Below are 23,210 nucleotides of genomic sequence, written 5' to 3' on the forward strand. Positions count from 1 at the left end.
GGATATGAAGAAATATATACTTGCGGCATCTTTACTTATTGGCTTAACGGGCGGTGTTTGCGCCCAGGAGCAATTTGCCGGTAAGGGACAGGCTGACAAGCTTTTTGAACGCTATCAATATTACGAGAGCCTGCAGATTTACCTTGACGCTTATAACAAGCACCCCAATGACATCAAGGTAGCAGAACGCATAGCCGATTGCTATCGTTTAACCAATAAATATGATGAAGCCGAACGTTGGTACGGTAAGGTAGCAGGCAAACCAGGAACCCGCCCGGCAGATAATTATTACTATGCTGAAGCCCTGCTGCGCAACCAGAAGTTTGTCGAAGCCAAAGCTGCCTACGGTAAATACTACAACAGCACCCAGAAAGAACAGCTTGATTTTAAACTGGCTGTTTGTGATTCTGCCGCTGCCTGGATGAAGCGTCCATCAAACTACAAATTACTGCCGGAAGACAAGATCAATACCAGCTATTCTGACTGGGGCGTAACCTACACCGGTAAAACCGATCTGCTTTTTGCCTCAAACAGAGTTACCAGCAGTCAGGAAGATGATATTGATAAACGCACGGGCAATGGCTGGCTCAAGCTGTTTGATTATAACAAAGAGAAAAAGCAGATCAGCGAGTTGATTTTTGAAAAGACGGGTAAGATCGATCTGAACAAAGACTATCACACTGGTCCCATCGCTTTCACTCCCGGCGGAGATACGGCCTACGCAACCGTAACCACCCGTGTGGCCGGTGCCCGTATAAAAACCGAGAAAAGCGAAATGGGCGGGCGTGTATATACCCGTCGGCTCCAACTGATGATTGCCACTAAGGTAAACGGCCATTGGGGTAACCTGAAGCAGTTTCAGTATGATAACGTGAATATGTTTTCAGATGGGTATGCGGCGTTATCTAAAGACGGCAAAACGCTATACTTTGTGTCAGACAGGCCGGGTGGTATCGGTAAAACCGATATCTGGTACTGTAATAAATCTGGCAGCGATTGGGGGATTCCATACAACTGTGGTAGCACGGTGAACACGGCTCAGGAAGAAAGTTTCCCGTTTATCGGGCCGGATAGCAAGCTATATTACTCGTCAAAAGGGCTGCCTGGTATGGGCGGTTATGATATTTTTTCTACCGGCGGGGAGAAAGCCCAATGGGCCAAGCCGGTTAACCTGAAATATCCTATTAACTCAACCAGCGATGATTTTTCTTACACCACAACAGACGGTTTAACAGGCTACATTTCTTCAAACCGCCAGGGCGGTAAAGGGGACGATGATGTTTACGCCTTTACGCTCAACATCCCAACAGATAATTCGGGCCCGATGTTAACCACTTTTAAAAATCCGGGAAGTATGCGCCCTGATGTTGCACCTGTTGAGAAACCTATGCCGATTAAAAACACTCTGGTGCCCGATGCTGTACCTGAGGTTGTCAATACGCCAGCCGTTGGCTTGCTCAAGCTGACTGGTACCGTGGTAGATGATCATACTGATCAGCTGCTTGATTCGGTAAATGTCAGTTTTAAACAAAAAGCGGGCAGTAATATTCAGAACAGGCTATCTATTGATGGCAGTTTTGCTTTTGATGCCAGCAGGGTACAGAGCTATCTGCTGGAGGTAAAAAAGAAAGGCTATTATCCGGTAACGCTGGATATCCCGGCATCGTCTGTCATAACGATGGTGCAGAACCCCGTACGCATGAGGATGCGCCCGCTGGAGGTTGGCGCCACTTTCATCATCCGTAATATTTATTATGACCTGAACCTGGCCCGCATCCGCCGCGATGCCATGGTGGAGCTGGATAAGCTGGTTGACCTGATGCGCGAAAACCCAACGCTGAAGATAGAGTTATCCTCACACACCGACTCGCGCGGATCTGATTATTATAACATGCTGCTTTCGCAGGCACGTGCCGTATCGGCCACCAACTATATTACCCGTAGAGGCATTGCACCCGGTCGCATTGTTGCCAAAGGCTATGGCGAAACCCGCCTGCTTAACAAATGCGGCAACGGCGTGCCTTGTAGTGAAGAAGATCATCAGCTAAACCGCAGAACAGAAATAAAGGTGCTGGGCGTGGTGAATGCGAAGATTAAGAATTGAGATATTTAACATTTTGTCATTGCGAGGAGGAACGACGAAGCAATCTCCTCGAAGGATAGTCGGTGACATCATTCCGTTTGTAATGTGACGAGATTGCTTCGTTCCTCGCAATGACAAATGGTATTGCAGGAAGACGGGGTTATCCACTTAAACATACCAAATGAACACATCACCTATAAAAATAATAGTAACCGGAGCCACCGGTATGGTAGGCGAAGGCGTATTGATGGAATGCCTGAATGACAATCGCGTAACCGAGGTGCTGATTGTAAACCGTAAGCCATCGGGTTTCAATCATTCCAAACTCAAAGAGGTTATTCATGCTGATTTTTTTGATCTCTCGCCAATCGAGGCGCAGTTAAGTGGGTATGATGCCTGCTATTTCTGCCTCGGCGTATCGTCTGTCGGGATGGATGCCGATACCTATTATAAACTTACCTATACCCTAACGCTCAATTTTGCGCAAACGCTAAGCAGGTTAAATCCCAATATGATATTCACTTATGTATCCGGCAGCGGTACTGATCGCACAGAGCAAGGCAAGCTGCGCTGGGCCCGGGTGAAAGGCAAAACCGAGAATGACCTGGACAAACTACCCTTCAAGGCCGAATATAATTTTCGTCCCGGTGGATTGATTGCGGCAAAAGGTGCTAAAAATATCCCTGGCTGGTATAACTGGCTGGCCTGGCTGGTTAAGTTGGTAGGGGTGTTTATGCCTAACGGCGTTTCTACCCTGAAACAACTGGGCCGGGCCATGCTGCAGGTAACGTTTGCAGGGTTTGATAAGCAGGATGTGGAGGCGAAAGACATTAAACAGCTCGCGGCACAATATCCATCGTCACAACATTAATTAATCAGCCAGTGGGCTTTACAAAAAGTTAATTTTAAGTGCGGCATTTCTAAACAGCATGTGGATAATTTTGGAGCCGTTGCATACACCTTATTGGGCTGTGCATGGTACGAAACAAAGCGATGAACCCTAAACATCTTAAATACTATATGTGTATATGCCTTGCGGCCATATATCTGGTATTTTCGAGCGTTTGTGTGGCTTTTTGTAAGACAAATGAAGGCCGGAATAACCATCGTCAGCCAAGTCTGCAGGTGAGTAATAAACATTCGGCTTTCTCCTCTCCCGTTAAAAAGGCAAGCTGTCTCAAATTTCTGCGCCGTCAGCGTATTATTTTCTATAAGCGACCGGCCTTGAAGATTAACATAATGTTGCTGGCGTGTCTGGCGCTGTTTGGCATCTTTGGCCGGTTTGCTCAACCGGTGGCGTCGTCGTTACCTTATTTGCAACCGTTGTTGCAGCGTAACCGGTTGGCTACGCTCTGCATCAGACAAGTCTGATTGGGGGGCTTCATCCTAAAAAAGGCGTACTGATTGCCCGAGTGGCAGACCCGGAACGCTGCAAAATTCACACACAAACCTGTATTGAAAATTTAGTAAACACTGCATCTGTTTGGATGTAGTTAAAGATAAATGTGGCCTGTTATCGCCACAATCAACCTGTTGTTAGTGCAGTAGGTGATTTAAGATTAATACCCGCGAGGGGTGTTTCATGTTTAACTTTTTTTTAACCGGTATCTCTGCAAAGAGATAGCCGGTTTTTTATTTTCAGGCATGCTCTATTATGCCGCTGAGCAGGGTTTTGAGCAGGTGCCGGCCGGCTTCTTCCAACGTGAGGTTGTTCTCAATCACAATAACGCCATCGCGGTCAAATATAAGTGTGCTGTTGCGGCTGATGCGTTCTTTTAGTTCGCTACCAGTTTCACGGCCTCTATTTTGCAAACGGTGGGCAATTACCTCTGGATCGGCCTCGATAGAAATGGCTTGCAGGTGGTCTGGAAATAAGGAGCGGGCAACATCCAGGTACTCGCGCGAGCCATTCACCACCACGTTAAACCCTCTTTGCAACCAGGCATTAATTTCTATACCAATGCCGTAGTGCAGGTTGTGGCTGTGCCAGTACATGGCAAACAGGCCGTTCTGCTGGCGTAGTTTAAATTCCTCATGGCTCAAACAGATATGATTTTCGTGTCCCGCACCAACAGGGCGGGTGATATACCGGTGTGCAAAAACCACCGGTGCCGTGTTGCCATCAAGTGCCTTGCGGCAATAGTTCATCAATGAATCTTTACCGGCACCAGATGCACCGACGATGTAGAATAGTTTAGCCATTTTAAAATAGTTCGATATCAAATGCCCATGTCGCACCTAACCCTCTCCTGAGGAGAGAACTGAAAGACATCTTTTCTAAAGCCCCTCTCCTTTGGAGAGGGGTTGGGGTGAGGTTTTATATCGTAATCAAAGTTGTTCCCACCCCGAAATGATCGCTTGGATACAATCCGCTGCCTTCATCAGGCTCATTCAGCACAATGGCCGATTTTATAAATGTAGGCACGGTATTACAAGGGCCCGATGGTACGGAAAAAATATGATCCACATCTTTTACAGTCAGGCTGCCATAACCTTTACGGGGCTCATTACCGCCGCCCGCTTCATAACAGTCAACAGCGCCGGTAAGCTGGTGGAACAACGTTATCTCGTCTGACTGTTGTGTCGCATTAAAATCACCACATACCACATTGTAGGCCTCGGTGCGGCTAATCAGATTTTCAGCCAGCATTACTACCTGTTCTTTGCGCAGGTCCTCGCCATTGTGCAGGTGAGTAAGGTGCACATTGGTGAGTAATAACTGTTTCTCCTCGTTGATCTCCAGGTGCGCCTGTTGCACACGGCGCTGGCCATCGGCAGTACTCATGGGCAGGTCAAACTCCTGTACATCTCTGATGGGGAAGGCCGAGAGCAAGCCGAGGCCCGAGTAGCTGTTAATAGTTTTATTGCCAACCTGTCGCTGTTTAAACCGCGCAAAGGTAAAATGATAATACATATCCAGCTCCTCGGCCAGGTAGCGCAAGGTGTCTATCGACTCATCTTCAGAGAGAAAACATTCCTGGCAGGCCACCACGTGCGGCGTAAGCATTTTAAGTTGCGCCGCCAGCAGCTTAATGCGATTGTAATAATCGCCATCGCATTTCCAGGTATTTATGGTAACAATTCTTATCTGCATGTTAAAAGCCAAATATGCGTTTTGAGCGTTCGCTGTTAATTAGCTTATGGTTAATTGTTTGTTAGCACCACCTCTCCCTAACCCTCTCCAAAGGAGAGGGAACGAAGGGGATAGTTTAGTTGATGTAATAATGACCAAGCTCTGTAAAGCCCCTCTCCTTTGGAGAGGGGTTGGGGTGAGGTTTTCGGAGAGGGTTAGGGAGAGGTTTATTAGCCAACAATTAGCCAACTATTCATAAACCATTGCCAAAGCCAATTTTTTAACACCAAACCCGGCAAAATGGTTAGTTATTTAATATTTGGCTAAAGATTACTTCAATCCGGTGTGCTAATATTATGCTGAGGAACTTCGGCTATGTATTGGCTGCATCTTCCCCGAAAAAAAGTTAGACATGAGGAAAAACAGGCTGGTTATTATTGATGATCAATATGACGTGCTTGAACTGCTGAAATACAACTTCACCCGAGAGGGTTATGAGGTTAAATATTTTTTTACAGCGGTTGATGCGCTCAAGTATATTACCAACGACAATACCGACCTGGTGTTGACCGATTGGGTACTGCCTGAAATGGACGGTCTGGAACTGTGCAAAAACCTGAAAATGAGTATGGCCACGCAGGATATCCCCCTGGTAATGCTCACCGGTAAAAATGACGAGATTGACGCCGTAACCGCCTTGGAAGTTGGTGCCGATGATTACCTGGTAAAGCCCCTCCGTATTAAAGAAATGATGACGCGGGTAAAGAAGATCCTGCGCCGCAAGCTAGCCGACGATACAATAAAAACCACCACCGTAGTACAAGATAAGCTTGATTTTGGCGCTCTGCGTCTGGATGTCATCGCCTATAAAGTGTATCTGAATAATTGCGAGTTGGACCTCACCATCGGCGAATTTAAACTGTTGGAATTACTGGCCAAATATCCCGGCAAAGTTTTCTCCCGTAACCAGATCATCGAAAAAATTAACGGTCCGCAGTATTTTGCCACAGAGCGGTCTATTGATGTGCAGATAGTAGGCTTGCGCAAAAAGTTAGGCATTTATAAGGAAGCGGTAGAAACGGTGCGCTCTGTGGGGTATCGTTTTAATGTGGCGCCGTTTAAAGTGGAGTGACGTAAAGTGGGTCTTTCCTGATAACTCATTAGCGGGGAGGTGTCATCCTGAGCATGTCGAAGGGCGCGCGAAGGCCCGGCCGCTGTACAAAACTATGTGTAAATGCCCCCGCACGTGTTTCGACAAGCTCAACATGACACCCTTTTTATGCTTCGCTAATATTGGAATTATACGATCCTTATATGCCTCCCTAACCATCCCCTAACAAACCACCCTAACCAAGCGCTAACAAAACAATATCCCTGCACTAATTATCTGCAAATAATTGGCCGGTACTTTTGACAAAAAAGTTAAACATGCCGGAACAAGATTATATACTGTGCGAGTGCGCTTTAGCGCCGCTTGAGCAGCTGGTAACAGCGCTGGAAGGCAGCGTGGAAATAGCCATGCTCAAGGAGCCCGCCATTTGCATGGTAATGATTAAGGCTGAAGACTCGGTAGAGTTTCAGCCTTTTTATTTGGGCGAAGCCCTGGCCACCGAGTGCGAAATGTTAGTGAACGGTATGCGTGGCATTGGTGTTTGCCTGGGCGATGAGCCTGTGCGCAGTTACTGCATTGCCTTTATGGATGCCTATACCCAGATGCCCGGTGCTGATATGCCAAGGGTAAACCAATTTTTAACCGAACAAGCCGATGCCATTGAACGTGCCGTGAAGCTGGAGAACGAGCTGATTATGCGCACCAAGGTCGACTTTAAACTAATGGAGCAAGACTAATATGCAAACCGCCATATACGACCAGATTTTTGATGCCCAGCAGCACTATCGGCTGATATTGGACAGCATGGCCCGCCCGGGCAAGATCAGCGTTTTTCCTGAACTGGAGCTGGATTATCCCGCAGGCATCAATCGCGCCAGCATATTAATTGCCATGGCTTTGTTAAATACCGATGTAAGCTTTACCGCTTTAGCCGAGTTTGAAGGTGCCATTGCCGATTACATTGCCCTGCATACATCAGCAGTGAAAGCGGAGCTAACAGAGACCGACTTTGTTTTCGTCCCCCAAAACTTCAATGCTGAATTTATTTATAGCCTGAAAGTTGGCAATCTGCCCTATCCCGAAGAAAGCGCCACCATTATAGCCGATGCTAATGCCATCAGCACAGCGCCATTTCCCGGCGCAATGGAATTGACGCTGAAAGGTCCGGGTATTAATGGTACAACCGTCATCTACATTGCCGGCCTTAACCCCGAAATACTGGACGAGCTGAAAATACAAAACGCTGAGTTTCCGCTGGGGATTGACCTGATGGTAACCGATGCCGATGCCAACCTGATCTGCATACCGCGGAGCACTTCAGTGGTTATTAGTCATTAGACACTAGTTATTCGAGTAAGATTCACTCATTCAAAATTCACTCAATCACTCATTAAATAAAAATATGGGATACGTTGCAGTAAAAGGCGGTACTGATGCCATCCACAACTCGCAGTTGCTGCTGGAGTTTTACAGGCTGAAGGACGCTACAACGCCGCTGGATATTCAGCAGATCAAAGCGCAACTGCGCATGGCGATAGATAAGGTAATGGGCGAGGGCGGTTTGTATACGCCAGAGTATGCGGCCATTGCCATTAAACAAGCCGAAGGAGAGGTGTTTGAAGCCGCATTTATCCTGCGCGCCTTCCGTGCCACCTTACAGCGCAAATATTATTCTGAAGCCATTAATACCCGCGAGATGTTTGTAAAACGCAAAATCTCGGCTTCGTTCCGCGAAATACCGGGCGGACAGGTTTTGGGCCCCACCCGCGATTATACCCAGCGCATGCTGGATACCACCAAAGCTACCGAGACCGAAGAGCAGATGCAGGAGTTTCTGACCGAGTTTCTATCGGGCATTGATCAGGATAAGCTGAAAAGTATCGGTCGCTACGCCAAGGTAATCGACCTGCTGAAGAACGAAGGCCTGTTGCAACCGGCAGACCCGAACGAAGACCGTATCCTGAAAGACGTTACCCGCGAGGCTATCCGCTTCCCGGCCCCGCGCTCGGCCAGGTTACAGATGCTTTGCCGTGCAGAGACCGGCGGACTGATGTCGCTGGGTTATGCCAGTATGCGCGGTTTCGGCAGTGTGCACCCTACCGTGGGCGAGCTGCGTTATGGATCGGTTCCGGTACGGGTAAAAGATGCCACCGGCAGAGAACGTTACATTGGCAAAATTGAGGTAACTGAGGCCGAGACCATCTCATCAGCCAAAACCAAAAAGAAAAACGCGCCGCCGTTTTATACCATTGGTTACGGCTTGTGCTTTGGCCAGAATGATACCAAAGCCATCTGTATGGGTATACTGGATACAGCCATGCGCAGCCCCGATACCAGCTCGCCGGCTAATGATCAGGAGTTTATTCTGTATCACACTGAGGGTATTGAGGCCATGGGTTTTGTAAATCACCTAAAACTGCCGCATTACGTAACCTTCCAGGCCGGACTGAGCAATACCCGTGCGGCTATTGACCGCAGCACCGCCACCGCACCCAAAGAAGCCAAACAAACCGAACAATTACAATCTGTATAAAACATGATTGAGAATAAGAAATACGCCCAGAAGCACAACTTTGCTTTTATTGACGAGGCAACCAAAAAAGAGATCCGCCGCAAGTTGCTGAAGGCAGTGGCCATTCCCGGCTACCAGGTGCCTTACTCATCGCCAGAAATGCCTATTGCCCGCGGCTGGGGTACAGGCGGCCTGCACGTAACACTGGCTGTTATTGGTAAGGATGATATCTTCAAGATCATAGATCAGGGCAGCGATGCCAGCGTAAATGCCTGCAACCTGCGCGAGTTTGTGCACCAGATGACCGGCTGCCAAACCACGTATGATACCGCCGAAGCCACGCTGATCCAAACCCGCCACCGCATTACCGAGGAGGAGCTGACCGAGGACCAGATTTTTATTTACCAGGTACCACAACCCGAGCCACTGCGTAGCGTGGAGCGTTATGAATATAAAACCCGCCAGATGCACGGCGAGGCTGATTACGCCAAAATGTGGGTATCGCTGTATGAGCAAATTGTGCGCCATGGCGATATTATGCTGGGCGCCGGTTACCCGGTTAAGGTGAACCATCGTTATGTGATGGCGCCGTCGCCTATCCCTCGTTGGGATGTGCCTAACCTGAACAACTCTAAGGCACTGCACTTGTTTGGTGCCGGTAGAGAGAAACGCCTGTATGCTGTGCCACCTTATACCGTAGTGGAGCCATTGGAGTTTGATGATATCAAGTTTCACACTGAAAGTTTTGCCGGTACCGAGTGCTACCGAACTAACTACAAAAAAGCCTTTTTAGACGAACTGTATTTTGATGATGGCTCTAAGCACTACATCATTAACGACAGTAACTTTTTAGACAAGCTGGATGCCGGCCAGGAGCCCAAACAGCATGAAAATATCTACATCAATCAAATTGAAGCATGAGCCGTACACCCGATAATTGGTTGCTGAAGGTAACCGGGCTGACCAAAATTTATGGCGAGCCTAACGAAAATACGCTGGCGCTGACCGGCCCTCAATTTGGCTCAAACATCTGCCCCGAAACAGAGAGTATTGTAGCTTGCGCCGATATCAACTTTGAGCTTTATCCCGGTGAGGTGCTGGGCATTGTGGGCGAGAGTGGCTCGGGCAAAAGCACGGTGGTAAAGATGCTGTACTTCGATATAGAGAAAACCTACGGCGAGGCATTGTTAAAACCTTATGCCAATGCCGGGGTGAACACCCTGGATGAATCGAACCAAAAGAAACGTTACATACGTAACCACCTGATGGGCATGGTTTACCAGAACCCGCGCGATGGGCTGAACTTCAACTTTACATCGGGCGGTAACATTGCCGAAAAGCTGATTATGGCGGGCAACTACCATGTTGGCGGCATCCGCGAGCGTGCATCAGAACTGCTGGTAAAAACCGAGGTGCCGGTGCTGCGGATGGACGATCGTCCTTCAAACTTTAGTGGTGGTATGCAGCAGCGTGTACAAATCTCCAAAGCTATAGCCAACAACCCTCCGTTGTTGTTTTTGGATGAGGTGACTACAGGTTTGGACGTATCGGTACAAGCCAAAGTGCTGGATCTGATCCGCGAGTTGCAGCATGAACTGGGTATCGCCATGATTGTGGTATCGCATGACCTCTCGGTGATCCGCATGCTGACCGACCGCACCATGGTGATGAAGAACGGTCGCATTGTAGAAAGCGGCCTGACCGATCAGATTCTGCAAGATCCGCAGCATGCTTATTCACAATTATTGGTTAGCTCATTGCTTTAAAAAATTATCAGGAACCATGAATATTCTGGAAGTAAATAACCTGAGTAAATCGTTCGAGTTACACATCTTGAACGGCAAGAAAATAGAGGCACTCAAAAACATCAACTTTAACCTGAAAGAGGGCGAGATTATCGGCCTCACCGGTAAATCTGGTTCTGGTAAATCAAGTTTGATGAAGTGCATTTACCGCACCTATCTGTCATCGAGCGGGCAGATCATCTATCAGTCGGCCGATGGTCCGGTTGATCTGGCTGCTGCCGATGATCACCGGGTGATCAGTCTGCGCAAAACCGAGATAACCTACTGTTCGCAGTTCCTGAGCGTTATCCCACGCGTAACAGCGGTTGATGTGGTTTGCGAAAACCTGTTCCGCATAGAAAAAGATAAAGATGCCGCCCGCGAAAAAGCACGCCAAATGCTGGAGCAACTGGGCCTCCCTGCCGAGTTGTGGGATGCTTTCCCGGTAACCTTTAGCGGCGGCGAGCAGCAACGCATCAACATTGCCCGCGCCATCATTGCCCCGCCAAGATTTCTGCTGATTGACGAGCCGACAGCCTCGTTGGATCAGCGTACCAAAGATGTGGTGATTGATATGATCCTGGAGCTGAAAAACAACGGGACATCGGTACTCTGCATCTCGCATGACGAGTACACACTGCAACGCCTGTGCGATCGTCGGATTGATCTGAAATTCGGTGAGATTGTGGAGGAAGAGTTGGCGGTGGAGTAGTAGATAACTGAATAAAACATCATGTCATGCTGAGGAACGAAGCATCTCTGAGGATCGTCCTGATCGCTCGTCCGCAGAGATGCTTCGCTCTCGCTCAGCATGACATACAAGTAAACAAACACAAACAATGACCTCATTCCTAATAACCAACGCCCGCGTAGTAACCCCAACCGAAGTGCTGGAAAATGCATCGGTACAGGTAGAGCAAGGCGTCATTATAAAAATTGATAAAGACAACAGCGCCGAAGCTGCCGGTTTACCGGTAATTGATGCGCAAGGCAACATAGTGATGCCCGGCATCATTGATATCCATACCGACGCATTAGATGCTGAGGTAATTCCACGGCCAGGTGCTGATATCCCGGTTGCCGTGGCTTTTCGCGAGCTGGAGCGTAAAATGAGCGGTTGTGGTTTTACTACCGTTTACCACTCGCTGCATCTGGGGTATGAGGTGGCCGAAACCTACTCGCGCAGCAAATACACCCGTGCTGAAATTTTTGACGGCGTTTATAACTCGTCTCTCGGGCAGACCTTGCTGGACAACAAAATCCACCTGCGCTTTGAACTGTCGGGCGTCAATTCCTACGATGAATGTTTTAGCCTGATTGATCGTGGCTATGTGCAATTGCTTTCGGTAATGGATCATACGCCGGGGCAGGGCCAGTTTAGTCGCGAGAATTTTATGAAGATGATGATCAAATCGGGCAAAACAGAAGAACAGGCTACCGCCGAGTTTGAAGAATTGGCTGCCCGTCCGCGCATTGAAGGCGAGAAACTACAGCGTTTGCTGGATCACGCCCGCAGGCATGGCATCCCGGTTGCATCACACGATGATGACAGTCCGGAGAAAGTTGATCTGATGCGTAACCTGGGCGTGGCTATCTGCGAGTTTCCGATCACCATGGACACGGCATCCCACGCAGCCGAACTGGGCATGCACGTGGTTGGCGGTGCCTCAAATATTTTGCGTGGTGGCTCACTGTCTGGCAATGTGAGCATGACCGAGGCGGTGCTGAAAGGTTATGTGGATACGCTGTGTTCAGATTATTATCCGCCGGCTATCATCCACTCGGTGTTTAAGCTGCACCGCGAGCATGGCTTGCCGCTGCCGCAAGCTATTAACCTGGCTACACTTAACCCGGCTAAAGCTGTGGGTATTGATGCGTACACCGGTAGCCTGGAAGAAGGTAAAGATGCTGATCTGCTCATCGTTCGTTTGATTGATGAGATCCCGATGGTAACGCATACAGTGGTGAAGGGCAATGTGGTATCGCAGGCTGCAACCAAAATTCATAAACAAAATCTGGAAACCGCTTTTTAATATGTACACGCAGGAAATTAGAAAAATGGTTAACGAAACGCCCATCCGCGATCTGAATTACCGCAACTACCAGCAACGCCAGTTGCACGAGGTGGAGCCGGAACAGATCATTACGGCAGCGGGCAAGGTAATGCCGGCCGATAAGTTTGACTATAACGGTCAAACCTGGGAGCCAAATGAGTATAAAGGTTACGCAGTGGTATCTATGCTCAACGCCAATCCGGGTAATGAGGAGCTGACCGTGTTTTTAACCTCCCTGCAGCAGGAAATGAAGTATAACCTGCAACCCCTTAACGGCTTTTATATGCTGCCGCCAGAGAGTTTCCACCAAACGGTGGCTAACACGCTTTCGGCAGATCGTTATAAGAACAATATCCTCCATGCCGGCCTGGATGGTGCCTATCCCGGCATGGTTAAAAATGCTTTCAGCCTGCTGCCTAAACCGCAGCGACACGCCCCCATACGCATGCGCTTAGTGGGGCTTTCTGTTTTTGGTACCGCCATTGGTATGTTGGGCACGTTTGATTATGAGACCGACTATAACCGCATCACCAACTTCCGTGATGGTTTTTATGACGATGTGCAACTGGAGAACCTGGGCATCCGCATGACACGCCCTTTCATCGGTCACATTACGCTGGCTTATATAGAGCAAAAGCTCAATAAGAACCAGAAAGAACACCTGGCCACCACCATAAACGAGCTGAACGAAACCATCCGCCAAAACAAACACTATTTCCTGATCTCAAACACCGGCCTGTGTAAGTACGATCACCTGGCCGAGTTTCAGCATCAGGATAATTACCCGGTTTATCACTTCATCCATTAAGTAAAATCCATTATGCTTTATTTCGATCAATACCCGTCGGCAGCAGAAAAAAAATCAGCACACACGCTCGGCGAGGAGCCCTATATCCATCCTTCTTGTAGAATTAAAGACAGCTCGGTCGGCGGCTGGACGGCCTTGGGCGAGCATACCTGGCTGGTAGAATCAACCTTTGGCGATTACAGCTACACGGCCGGTAACGTACAGATCATCTATGCCGAAGTTGGTAAATACTGTTCTATTGCCAACAGCGTGCGCATCAATCCGGGCAATCACCCGCAATGGCGTGTTACCCAGCACCACATGACTTATCGCCGTGCAAACTACTTGTTGGGCGAAGACGATGCCGAGTTTTTCCAATGGCGACGCGATCATAAATGTGTGATCGGGCATGATGTGTGGATTGGCCATGGCGCGGTAATTATGCCAGGTGTTGCTATTGGCACCGGTGCCATTATTGGATCGGGAGCGGTGGTAACCAAAGATGTCGGTCCGTATGAGATTGCCGTAGGCGTAGCAGCCAAAGTGATTAAAAAACGTTTTGACGACGAGACCATTGCCCGCCTGCTGGACAGCGAGTGGTGGAACTGGGACCGCGAAACGCTGGAACAAAACTTTGCCGATTTGCTTGACCTGGACACGTTTCTGCATAAGCACACAAAACAAGCTATAGTATGAAAAACTTTTTGATGATGGTGTTGGGCATGGCCATGCTATGGCTCAGCAGCTGTAAAGACAAAACCGCGCTCAATAAAAATAATGAGCCCACAACTCTCGTCATTGCCTATGCCGGTGGCGGTTTGCAGGGCCTCACCAAAACCCGCCTGGAACCCACTCGCAAATACCTGGAGCGGGAGCTGGGCATACCGGTAGAGTTTGTTTTTACGCACGATTATACGGCGGTGATTGAAGCCATTCACGCTAAAAAAGTGCACATGGCGCAGTTGAGTCCTTTCTCTTACATCCTTGCTTCTCAAAATAAAGACATTACCCCAATGGTGGCCATTGGCCAGGATGGGAAGCCGAGCATGTATCACAGCATCATCATCACCAATGCAAAATCGGGCATTAACAGTATGGACGATGTGAAGCGCCGGGCCAAAAACCTCACTATCGGTTTTGCAGATCCGGCTTCAACTTCGGGCCATTTAATTCCAACGGCTTATCTAAATACCATCGGCCTTGATCCGGAAAAAGGCGCTTTTAAGCAAACCATGTTTGCAGGCAGTCACCCGGCGGTGGTGATGTCGGTAAAAGCGGGCAAGCTTGATCTGGGCTGTACTGCTGCCGAATATAGCATCCACGTACTGGAACGGATGAAGATGATCAACCCGGGAGATATCAAGATACTCTGGCAATCTGAGCCGATCGTGGCGTCGCCGATAGTGATTCGGAGTGATATCAACCCAGCTTTCGCTGCCAAAGTGCAGCGCCTGTACATTGAACAATACAAGCGCGACCCTGAATCGCTGGAAACTTATCTCAAAGCATACATCAAAGATCCGGGTAAACGTGCTTACATGCCCATCCAGGATTCGATGTATAACGGCTTGCGCAAGGTGGCAGCCGGTATTAAAGATCTGTCATTGGTAAAAGAATAAACCCTTACAGCCATGATAGAAGTAAAAAACCTGGTAAAGGTACTGCCAAACGGACGCAGGGTGCTGGATGGCGTTAGTTTTAAAGTTGATAAAGGCGAGTTTGTGGGCATTTTGGGTCCCAGCGGTGCCGGTAAATCGCTCACCCTGCGTTGTCTGAACGGGTTGCTGAAACCCGACGAAGGCTCAGTAACGCTGACCGACGCCAGCGGCCGCCAATATGATATTACCAAGGCCAACAAAAAAGAGCTGCGCACGGCCCGGCAAAAGATAGGCGTCATTTTTCAAGGCTATCATCTGGTGAAGCGTCTGCCGGCTATTGATAACGTGATGATCGGTCGGCTGGGGCAGATCAGCACGCTGCGCAGCCTGCTTTACGGCTTTACCGACCGCGAAGCCGAAGAAGCCAAAAAAGCTTTAGAACAAGTAAAAATGGAAGCATTGGCCGGAGCTATAACTTCAGGCCTAAGCGGCGGCGAGATGCAACGCGTGGCTATTGCCCGCGCCATCTATCAGCAACCATCGTTACTGCTGGCAGATGAGCCGATATCTAACCTCGACCCGAGCAATGCCAAAATGATTATGAAACTGATCAGGCCGCTTTCGGCAGATATCCCGGTGATCGGCGTGTTCCATCAGCCGGAGATGACGGCCAAATACTGCACCCGCGTTATCGCCATCAAAGATGGCAAGGTGTTGTATGACGGTGACCCGAAACTGACTAATGATCAGCTGGTGGAGATTTACGGCGAGGAGCTGCAACAGATGGAACATTACGAGCAACCGGTACCGGTTATCGCCTAAATAACATCAGATTATGGCAACAACATTAGCTGATTTTAGTCCCAAACGGTATGGCAAGCTGGTGCTACCCGCATTGGTATTGTTTGGGTTGATAGAGCTGAGCGCCTGGGTTTGCGGCGCCAGTTTTGGTAAACTAATCAAAGGTTTTTTTGACGGCATTGATTTTATGAGTCACATGTTTCCGCCTGATTGGAGCGCGTTCCCGGACATGCTTGAACCGGCGCTGCAATCCATCGTTACGGCTTTTCTGGGTACGCTGTTTGGCGTGGTGTTCTCGGTAGTGTTTGCCCTGCTGGCAGCGGCCAACATTACCCACCCGGTGGTACGCAATATCTCCAGGTTTATCATCGGTTTGGAACGATCGATCCCTGAGATCGTCATCCTGCTTACGCTGATTGCTGCGTATGGACTAGGCATCATGTCGGGCATTGTGGCGTTGACGCTCAGTTGTATCGGCATGATGGGCAAACTGCTGGGCGATGCCATTGAGGAGATAGATCACGTAATGATCGAGTCCATCCAATCAGTAGGTGCGCGTAAGCTGCAGGTTATCTGGTTTGGGGTGATCCCGCAGATTGTTCCGGCTATTATCTCTTATACCCTGTTTCGGTTTGAGCTAAACATTCGCCTGTCGGTTATTCTGGGTGCAGTCGGTGCTGGGGGTATTGGATACGAGCTGGATTACGCTTTCGGTCTGTTAGAATACCACCGTGCGCTCAGCGCCGTGCTGGTGATATTGGTTATGGTGATGGGCACGGGGATGCTATCAACGTTTGTTCGCAAGAAAATAAAACTGAAAGGAGCACTGGTATGAGCGAGCTGATGATGCCGTCGGTAAAGTACAGGCAAAAGACCATCTACGTTGCCATTGTGCTGGTGATTGCCATTGCCGGCAGTGTGTTTGTCAAATTTAATCCCTTTGAACTTTTTGCAGATTTTAGCCAGGTGCAGCGCCTGCTGGGCGAGATGATGCCGCCCAATTTTGAACTGCTTTGGCACAACAAAGGCATTGCGGCAGCTTTGGGGCAAACGCTGGCTATGGCTTTCCTGTCGTGCTTTTATGGTACGCTGCTGGCCTTTGTGTTTGCCTTGCTGGCGGCCAACAATACCATGCCCAATAAAACTATACGCCTGCTGGCGGGTGGTGTGTTGGATTTGTTGCGCATCATCCCCAGTCTGGTGTTTATCATCATGTTCATTATTGTGGTAGGCCTGGGCGCTTTTAGCGGTATGCTGGCGCTGGTGGTAATTACCATGAGCAACTTTGGCAAACTGTTTACAGACATTATTGAAAACACCGAGCACGCGCCGGACGAGGCTATCTTTTCGGTAGGGGCGTCGCGCCTGCAGGTGATCAGGTATTCGCTGTTCCCGCAAATTTTGCCAGCCATTATTGCCAATTGTTTTTATGCTTTTGATGTAAGCATCAGGGCGGCTATTGGTCTGGGCATTTTTGGTGGCGGCGGCATCGGCTATGAGTTGTTTAAGGCCATGCAAGTAATGCATTATAAAGATGCTTTTGCCATCATCTTCATCATCGGCGTGCTGGTGATCCTGATCGAGAAATTGTCTGACTATTTGAGGGGGATGGTGCTGGGGAAGAAGATATAGAATTTCGGATTTGGGATGTTCGATTTCAGATTTATGAGTTGCGAATTATAAATCGAAGAATCTTCAATAAAACAAATCCGAAATCGAAAATTCGAAGTCCCAAATCCAGCAACTTCTCACCCGCCGCTAATAAGGCGCTAATAATTCAAATCTACTTTTATTGCTTTAATCAACATCTGTTTACAAATGGGGGCACAGTTATTTACCAACGCACGTATTGTTACTCCGGCTGAGGATTTCATGGGTTCTGTTGAAGTGGAGAATGGCATCATCACAGCTGTAGAGAAAGATAAAATCTATCAATCAGGCATCGATCTGAAAGGCCAGTGGCTCATCCCCGGCTGTATTGATATCCATACCGACTATCTGGAGAAAGAGTTATATCCGCGTCCAAGCGCGGCGTTTCCGCTGCCGTTTGCTTTGCATTTTTCTGATGCCCGTGCGGCGGCTTGCGGTATTACCACGGTATTTAGCGCGGTAAGCTTTTCTGATAATGAGGGTAAGAACCGCAGTTTTGCCGATGCCATTGCGTTGTGCCAGCAAATTGACGCCGTGCGCAGCCAGATGCTGGTGCGCCATTACCTGCATGCCCGCATCGACCCAAACAGCGATACTATTTTGAACTACCTGGATGATATGGCCAAACTGGAAAGCCTGTACCTGGTGGTTTATAATGATCATATCCCCGGTACGCGCCAGTATACCATTGAGCAGCAAGTGGAGATGCGCATGAAATCAATGAACCTGACCGAGGCTGAAGCCCGTCGTTTGTTGCTGGATAAGGTGGAGGCGCTGAGCCATATCAACCATCGCGCAGCCATACAAAAAGCATTTGAACATCGCTGCATTTTGGGCAGCCATGATGATACTACGGTAGATCACGTAATTGAAGGCAAGGCCTACGGTGCTACGCTTTCTGAAATGCCTACCACGCTACAGGCCGCGCGCAAAGCCAAAGCCGAGGATATGTGGGTTTGTTTGGGGGCGCCTAATTATTATCGTGGTGGTTCGCACTGTGGTAACCTGTCAAGTCTGGACGCCATTGATGAAGACCTGGTCGATATTTTTTGCAGCGATTACCATTTTCCAACCATGTTGGGCGCGGTGGTAAAAATGATGGAAAACGGCATATTGCCAAGCAAGGCCATTAATATGGTAAGCCTTAATCCGGCCCGTTTGTTAAAATTTGATAAAGAACTGGGCAGTATTGAGGTGGGGAAAAAAGCAGATATAGTGACATTTAGCAGCAAGCAGCAAGTTGCCGTAGTTTCTATGGCGATGGTGGGCGGCGTAGTAAAATACAGCGCCGATTACAATCACCAGGTTAGCGCCCTCGCTGCGGAGAGCAACCCGCAACCTTTTGCGGCGGAATTGATTTGATAACATGAAGATTGGGATACTTGGCGATATCCACGAGGATGTCGTTGCACTAAAAAACGCATTTACTATACTGGAACAAGCAGGCTGCGACGAGGTGGTTTGTCTGGGCGATATCACCGGATACAAGGTGACGACCTATAACTACCTGGATACCCGCAGCGCCCATGAGTGCATTGCCATGATACGCGCAAACTGCAATACGGTGGTGATTGGTAACAACGATCTGTTTCAGATCCGCAAAAATCCGGATTATTATATGGGCGGCTTTGAGTTTCCGCAGGATTGGTATGCGCTTGATTTTTTCGAGCGTAAGCACCTGGGCGGCAACAAAGTTTTTCTATACGAAGATGTACTGTTACCTGCTTTGCTTACCCGCGAAGACCGCGCCTGGCTGGATAGCCTGCCAGAGTACACCACCCGCACGTTTGATGGCCTGAACCTCTTCTTCTCGCACTTTGCTTATCCGGATTTTACCGGTATGAAAACCTGTTTCCCCCAGATGGCCGAAGATTATCATGAGCACCTTGATTTTATTGCCGGGCAGAACTGCAACTATGGGTTTTCGGGCCATATGCACTTTGAAGGTGTAAGCTTTTGTACTAAAGAAGAGATCAGTCGCCACAGTTTTGGTACCTATAAAGTGGGGCGGCAGTTACAGGGGTTATATGGGCCCTGCGTGGCACGCTGCCAGTTTAACAATGGTGTACTTATTTTAGACACAGCTTTGATGGAGGTAACATCCGCCCGGTTGGGTTAAAAAGCTTTGCTTAATGTATTTGCAGATGGCGAATTTTATCAACCATCGCTTAAAGGTTTTGTGGCCAAATATTGCACAGCCGGGATCGGTTTCAACGCAAGCTGATAAGTTTTGTTTTGGGCATATATGCAGTTGGTTTTGCTAGATGGCTCAATGTTGCCAAAATTTATCTATCATTAACAGTTCTTTAATAGTGTGTGGTGTTTATTGAAATAACGTAAAGTATTGTTGTTGTTTGTTGATGGATTTCTTAACGGTGCCTCTCTAATTTCGGCAAAAAAAGTTATTCATGAAACAAATTTTACCGAAGCTACAATGGCTGTTGGTCGCCCTACTTGTGACCGGACTTGGCCTGAGCAAAGTATCTGCTCAAAACGTCATCAGAGGTATCATCACTGATGAGAACAATCAGCCGCTTCCCGGCGTAAGCGTAATGATAGCTGGCAGCCGTCAGGGCACCAGCACTAACATTAACGGCCGCTTCACTATCTCGGCTACACAAGGCCAAACATTAACAGTTTCTTTTATTGGCTACAAAACACAAGAGCTTACTATTGGCGCTGATGCCAATCTTGCCGTACAGATGAAAGCTGAAGGCAAAGAGCTGAGCGAAATTGTGGTAACCGCCCTCGGTGTTAAAAAAGAGGTGCAGAAACTGGGTTACTCTCAATCACAAATTAAAGGTGAAGAGTTAACCACCGCGCGTGATGCTAACCCATTAAACTCTATGGCCGGTAAAGTTGCAGGTTTGCAAATTGGTGCCAGCTCTGAGTTTTTTGGTGCGCCAACTGTAGTATTGCGTGGTAGTAAAGACGTATTGTACGTAGTTGACGGCGAGCCTGTGAACTCTGATACGTTTGACTTTAACGCTGATGATATTGAAAGCTACACCATCCTGAAAGGCCCTAACGCTGCGGCCCTTTATGGTTTCCGTGGTATTAACGGTGCCATCATCATCACCACTAAAAAAGGTTCAAAAGATAAAAAAGGCTGGCAGGTTGATTACAACTCGGTAAACGAGATGGAAAAAGGCTTCATTGTATTGCCGCAAAGCCAGGTAGAATACGGTCGTGGTACCAACTACCAGTATACTTATGGTAACGTGTTGTATGATAACAACCAGCGTTTACCAGAGTGGGGTCCTCGTTTTGACGGTGTTTTCCAAACCCAGCAATATGATAGCCCTTATGATCCAACAACCGGCATCCGTCAAAAAACTCCTTGGGTAGCCCGTGGCGCCAACAACTTTGAGAATTTTGTTCAAACCGGTCTGATTACTACTAACACGCTGTCTGCAGCTGCCAGTGGTTCAAACTATGATATTCACGTATCATACGGTCACACTTATCAAAAAGGTGACTTCCCTAATACTAAACTGAACATTGATAACTTCAAACTTTCTGCAGGTTATGATATTAACTCTAAACTGCGTTTTGAAGGTGATGTTAACGTGAGTGAGCAATACTCGCCAAACGTACCAGACGTTGTATACAGCCCTAACAGCTACGTGTACATGTTTAAAGTGTACGGTTCTGCCGATTATGATATCAGAGATATTAAAAACTACTACCAAGGCCCGCAAGGCGTACCTGGTTTAACGCAATATGCACCAGAGTACGGTCGTGAAAACAACGCCTGGTTTATTGCTAACGAGTGGTTAAAAGGCAGACAAAAAGATGGATTGTATGGTAGCTTAAGATTACAATACAAATTCAACAAAGATCTGAACCTGTCCCTGCGTACCGCGCTGAACACCTACAACCAATTGAGCACTGAGGATGTACCAGCATCAACCAACCTTAACCAGTACCTGTCTTGGTACACTTTCGGCTGGTTTGGTGACTATCGCGAAGATCAGCGCCGTTTGTTAGAGAACAACACCGACCTGATCCTGAACTACAATCATAAATTTACTGATTGGAACATCTCTGGCATTGCCGGTGCAAGCGAGCGTTCATTTACTTATGACTCTCATTGGGCTACTACCCAGCAGCTGGCTATCCCGGGTGTATATGACCTGAATAACTCTGTGGGTAAACCATACGTTTATACCTTCGGTTCAAAAATGCAGGTGTATAGCGGTTTCTACTCTGTTGATATCGGTTACAAAAACTACTTCAACTTAAACACTACTAACCGTGTCGATCACCTGTCTACCCTGCCATCAAGCAACAGTACTTATCTGTATCCATCAGTAGCTTTAAGCAGCGTGGTTAGCGATTGGGTAAAACTGCCTGAGTTTATCTCTTTCTTAAAACTGCGTGCTTCATTTGCCGACGTAAAAGGAGGCTTAACTGCGCCAACCATCGGTACTTCATACAATGCGCTTAACTCAACCGCTGCCGGTACTGGCTGGAACAGCAAACCGGTTATTGGTTTGTTAGGTTACGGTTCTGAGATCTATACCCCATACAACGGTCCGGTTTATGTAAACGAGTCGCCGGTATCAACTACCAGTATTTATAACAATACCCCAAGTGCTAACATCTCTAACACCATCTCTAACCCGAACATCAAACCGTTCGACGTAAAATCATACGAGTATGGTATGGATGTTAAATTCCTGGGCAACCGCTTAGGCTTAAACGCTACTTACTTTACTACTACTAACGGCCCTAACATCTTCCAGTTGCCGGTATCAACTGCAACTACTTATACCAACCGTTTAATTAACGGTGTAACTACCCAGAAAGATGGTTTTGAGATTGAGCTGATGGGTTCTGTATTGAAAAACCCACGTGGCCTAAACTGGGATATCAATGCTAACTGGTCTACCTACAAAGAAACCCTGAAAGCGATTTATGGTGATTTGCCATACCTGGAGCAAAACGGTCATGACTACAAAGTTGGCGAGCGTTTGGATGCTATCTACGGTACCAAATTTGTAAGAGACCCTAACGGTAACATTGTAAACAGCACCGGTGGTTTACCATTAAGCTCTGGCGGTGGTATTGCACAAAACGGTTTGCTGGGTTACGCTAACCCTGACTTCTCTTTCGGTATCACCAACACCTTCCGTTACAAAAACTGGTCATTGAGCTTCCAGTTTGACGGCCGCGTAGGTGGTAAAATCTACGACTTTGTTTACTACCACGCTATGAACGGTGGTACAGACCTGGAAAGCGCCAGCGGTGCTTTTGGTGCTGCACGTTTAGCAGAGTGGAACAGTACCGCAGAAGGTACCAAAGCTGCTACGCCTAAATATGTTGGTCCGGGTGTAATTATTACCAGCGGTACCCCACACTTTACCAATGGCCAGATTGATAACATGAAAGATCTGACTTTTGCTCCAAACAACGTTCCGGTACTGGTACAGAGCTACATCTCAAGCGGTATTGGTGCTAACGCTGATGAGTATTACATGATTAGCCGTACTTACGCTAAACTACGCGAGGCCAGCATTGGCTACAGCCTGCCGGCAAAAATGCTGCAACGCGCTTTCATCAAAAAAGTAAGCTTCTCTATTGTAGGCCGTAACCTGCTGTACTTCGCTCAGCGTAAAGATATCGACCTTGACCAGTTTGCTTCAGGCTACAACGCTTCAGACCGTACCATCGTAGGTACCAACTCTGGTTCAGACCTGTCAAGCCCAACTGTACGTCGTTTTGGTTTCAACGTTAACTTATCATTCTAATTGA

General features: G+C 48.1%; 21 protein-coding genes and 1 pseudogene. 20 read left to right on the forward strand and 2 right to left on the reverse strand.

Annotated features, from left to right (window positions below):
* The first annotated feature begins 4 nt into the window (after window positions 1-4).
* The 3 genes from ABZR88_RS21735 (at window position 5) to ABZR88_RS21745 (ending at window position 3,454) form a co-directional block, all read left to right on the forward strand.
* On the forward strand, window positions 5-2,104 hold the full coding sequence (locus ABZR88_RS21735; RefSeq protein ID WP_107831437.1) for an OmpA family protein: 2,100 nt from the start codon (window positions 5-7) through the stop codon (window positions 2,102-2,104).
* Window positions 2,105-2,264: 160 nt separating this feature from the next.
* Complete coding sequence (locus ABZR88_RS21740; RefSeq protein ID WP_107831435.1) at window positions 2,265-2,954, forward strand: NAD-dependent epimerase/dehydratase family protein; 690 nt, start codon at window positions 2,265-2,267, stop codon at window positions 2,952-2,954.
* 353 nt (window positions 2,955-3,307) lie between these two features.
* Window positions 3,308-3,454 carry a hypothetical protein gene (locus ABZR88_RS21745; protein WP_170113690.1) on the forward strand — a complete coding sequence of 49 codons (147 nt, stop codon included), beginning with the start codon at window positions 3,308-3,310 and terminating at the stop codon, window positions 3,452-3,454.
* Between the two features lie 267 nt (window positions 3,455-3,721).
* Here ABZR88_RS21745 and phnN read toward each other — a convergent pair whose 3' ends face one another.
* Together phnN and ABZR88_RS21755 are read right to left on the reverse strand one after the other, a co-directional pair.
* The gene (gene phnN, locus ABZR88_RS21750) at window positions 3,722-4,285 is read right to left on the reverse strand and encodes a phosphonate metabolism protein/1,5-bisphosphokinase (PRPP-forming) PhnN (RefSeq protein ID WP_107831431.1); all 564 of its coding nucleotides are present in this window, start codon (window positions 4,283-4,285) and stop codon (window positions 3,722-3,724) included.
* Between the two features lie 115 nt (window positions 4,286-4,400).
* Window positions 4,401-5,177, reverse strand: coding sequence for an endonuclease/exonuclease/phosphatase family protein (locus ABZR88_RS21755; RefSeq protein WP_107831429.1), 777 nt, complete (start codon window positions 5,175-5,177; stop codon window positions 4,401-4,403).
* A gap of 391 nt (window positions 5,178-5,568) precedes the next feature.
* Between ABZR88_RS21755 and ABZR88_RS21760 the strand changes: the two genes are divergently transcribed.
* The 17 genes and pseudogenes from ABZR88_RS21760 (at window position 5,569) to ABZR88_RS21840 (ending at window position 23,206) form a co-directional block, all read left to right on the forward strand.
* Entirely contained in the window at window positions 5,569-6,288 is a 720-nt protein-coding gene (locus tag ABZR88_RS21760; protein ID WP_107831427.1) for a response regulator transcription factor, read from the forward strand.
* 296 nt (window positions 6,289-6,584) lie between these two features.
* Window positions 6,585-7,004, forward strand: coding sequence for a phosphonate C-P lyase system protein PhnG (locus tag ABZR88_RS21765; RefSeq protein ID WP_107831424.1), 420 nt, complete (start codon window positions 6,585-6,587; stop codon window positions 7,002-7,004).
* A gap of 1 nt (window position 7,005) precedes the next feature.
* Window positions 7,006-7,605: a phosphonate C-P lyase system protein PhnH gene (gene phnH / locus ABZR88_RS21770; RefSeq protein WP_107831422.1), complete on the forward strand. Its 600-nt coding sequence runs from the start codon at window positions 7,006-7,008 to the stop codon at window positions 7,603-7,605.
* A gap of 64 nt (window positions 7,606-7,669) precedes the next feature.
* The gene (locus tag ABZR88_RS21775) at window positions 7,670-8,800 is read left to right on the forward strand and encodes a carbon-phosphorus lyase complex subunit PhnI (protein WP_107831420.1); all 1,131 of its coding nucleotides are present in this window, start codon (window positions 7,670-7,672) and stop codon (window positions 8,798-8,800) included.
* Between the two features lie 3 nt (window positions 8,801-8,803).
* Window positions 8,804-9,700, forward strand: a complete 897-nt coding sequence (locus tag ABZR88_RS21780; RefSeq protein ID WP_107831418.1) for an alpha-D-ribose 1-methylphosphonate 5-phosphate C-P-lyase PhnJ — start codon at window positions 8,804-8,806, stop codon at window positions 9,698-9,700.
* A complete protein-coding gene (locus ABZR88_RS21785) occupies window positions 9,697-10,545 on the forward strand; it encodes an ATP-binding cassette domain-containing protein (RefSeq protein WP_107831416.1) in 849 nt (282 codons plus the stop codon). Before ABZR88_RS21780 ends, ABZR88_RS21785 begins: the two co-directional genes overlap by 4 nt.
* A gap of 16 nt (window positions 10,546-10,561) precedes the next feature.
* Window positions 10,562-11,275: a phosphonate C-P lyase system protein PhnL gene (gene phnL, locus ABZR88_RS21790; RefSeq protein WP_107831414.1), complete on the forward strand. Its 714-nt coding sequence runs from the start codon at window positions 10,562-10,564 to the stop codon at window positions 11,273-11,275.
* A 118-nt stretch (window positions 11,276-11,393) separates the two neighbouring features.
* Window positions 11,394-12,596 (forward strand): annotated as a pseudogene (locus ABZR88_RS21795) (alpha-D-ribose 1-methylphosphonate 5-triphosphate diphosphatase); the annotation flags it as partial.
* Window position 12,597: 1 nt separating this feature from the next.
* Window positions 12,598-13,425 (forward strand): hypothetical protein, encoded by an 828-nt coding sequence (locus ABZR88_RS21800; protein ID WP_107831410.1) that lies wholly within the window; start codon window positions 12,598-12,600, stop codon window positions 13,423-13,425.
* A gap of 12 nt (window positions 13,426-13,437) precedes the next feature.
* Window positions 13,438-14,100: an acetyltransferase gene (locus ABZR88_RS21805; protein ID WP_107831408.1), complete on the forward strand. Its 663-nt coding sequence runs from the start codon at window positions 13,438-13,440 to the stop codon at window positions 14,098-14,100.
* Window positions 14,097-15,023, forward strand: a complete 927-nt coding sequence (locus ABZR88_RS21810) for a phosphate/phosphite/phosphonate ABC transporter substrate-binding protein (protein WP_107831406.1) — start codon at window positions 14,097-14,099, stop codon at window positions 15,021-15,023. Before ABZR88_RS21805 ends, ABZR88_RS21810 begins: the two co-directional genes overlap by 4 nt.
* A 12-nt stretch (window positions 15,024-15,035) precedes the next feature.
* Window positions 15,036-15,824, forward strand: coding sequence for a phosphonate ABC transporter ATP-binding protein (locus ABZR88_RS21815; protein WP_107831404.1), 789 nt, complete (start codon window positions 15,036-15,038; stop codon window positions 15,822-15,824).
* 13 nt (window positions 15,825-15,837) lie between these two features.
* Window positions 15,838-16,638 (forward strand): phosphonate ABC transporter, permease protein PhnE, encoded by an 801-nt coding sequence (phnE, locus tag ABZR88_RS21820; protein ID WP_107831402.1) that lies wholly within the window; start codon window positions 15,838-15,840, stop codon window positions 16,636-16,638.
* Entirely contained in the window at window positions 16,635-17,435 is an 801-nt protein-coding gene (phnE, locus tag ABZR88_RS21825) for a phosphonate ABC transporter, permease protein PhnE (RefSeq protein WP_107831400.1), read from the forward strand. The genes phnE (ABZR88_RS21820) and phnE (ABZR88_RS21825) overlap by 4 nt, the downstream gene beginning before the upstream one ends.
* A gap of 186 nt (window positions 17,436-17,621) precedes the next feature.
* Window positions 17,622-18,815, forward strand: a complete 1,194-nt coding sequence (locus ABZR88_RS21830) for an alpha-D-ribose 1-methylphosphonate 5-triphosphate diphosphatase (RefSeq protein ID WP_107831398.1) — start codon at window positions 17,622-17,624, stop codon at window positions 18,813-18,815.
* 4 nt (window positions 18,816-18,819) lie between these two features.
* Window positions 18,820-19,572, forward strand: a complete 753-nt coding sequence (locus tag ABZR88_RS21835) for a metallophosphoesterase (RefSeq protein WP_107831396.1) — start codon at window positions 18,820-18,822, stop codon at window positions 19,570-19,572.
* Between the two features lie 289 nt (window positions 19,573-19,861).
* The gene (locus ABZR88_RS21840; protein WP_107831394.1) at window positions 19,862-23,206 is read left to right on the forward strand and encodes a SusC/RagA family TonB-linked outer membrane protein; all 3,345 of its coding nucleotides are present in this window, start codon (window positions 19,862-19,864) and stop codon (window positions 23,204-23,206) included.
* The last annotated feature ends 4 nt before the right edge of the window (window positions 23,207-23,210 follow it).

It is taken from the genome of Mucilaginibacter yixingensis (assembly GCF_041080815.1).
GTDB classification, from domain to species: Bacteria; Bacteroidota; Bacteroidia; order Sphingobacteriales; family Sphingobacteriaceae; genus Mucilaginibacter; species Mucilaginibacter yixingensis.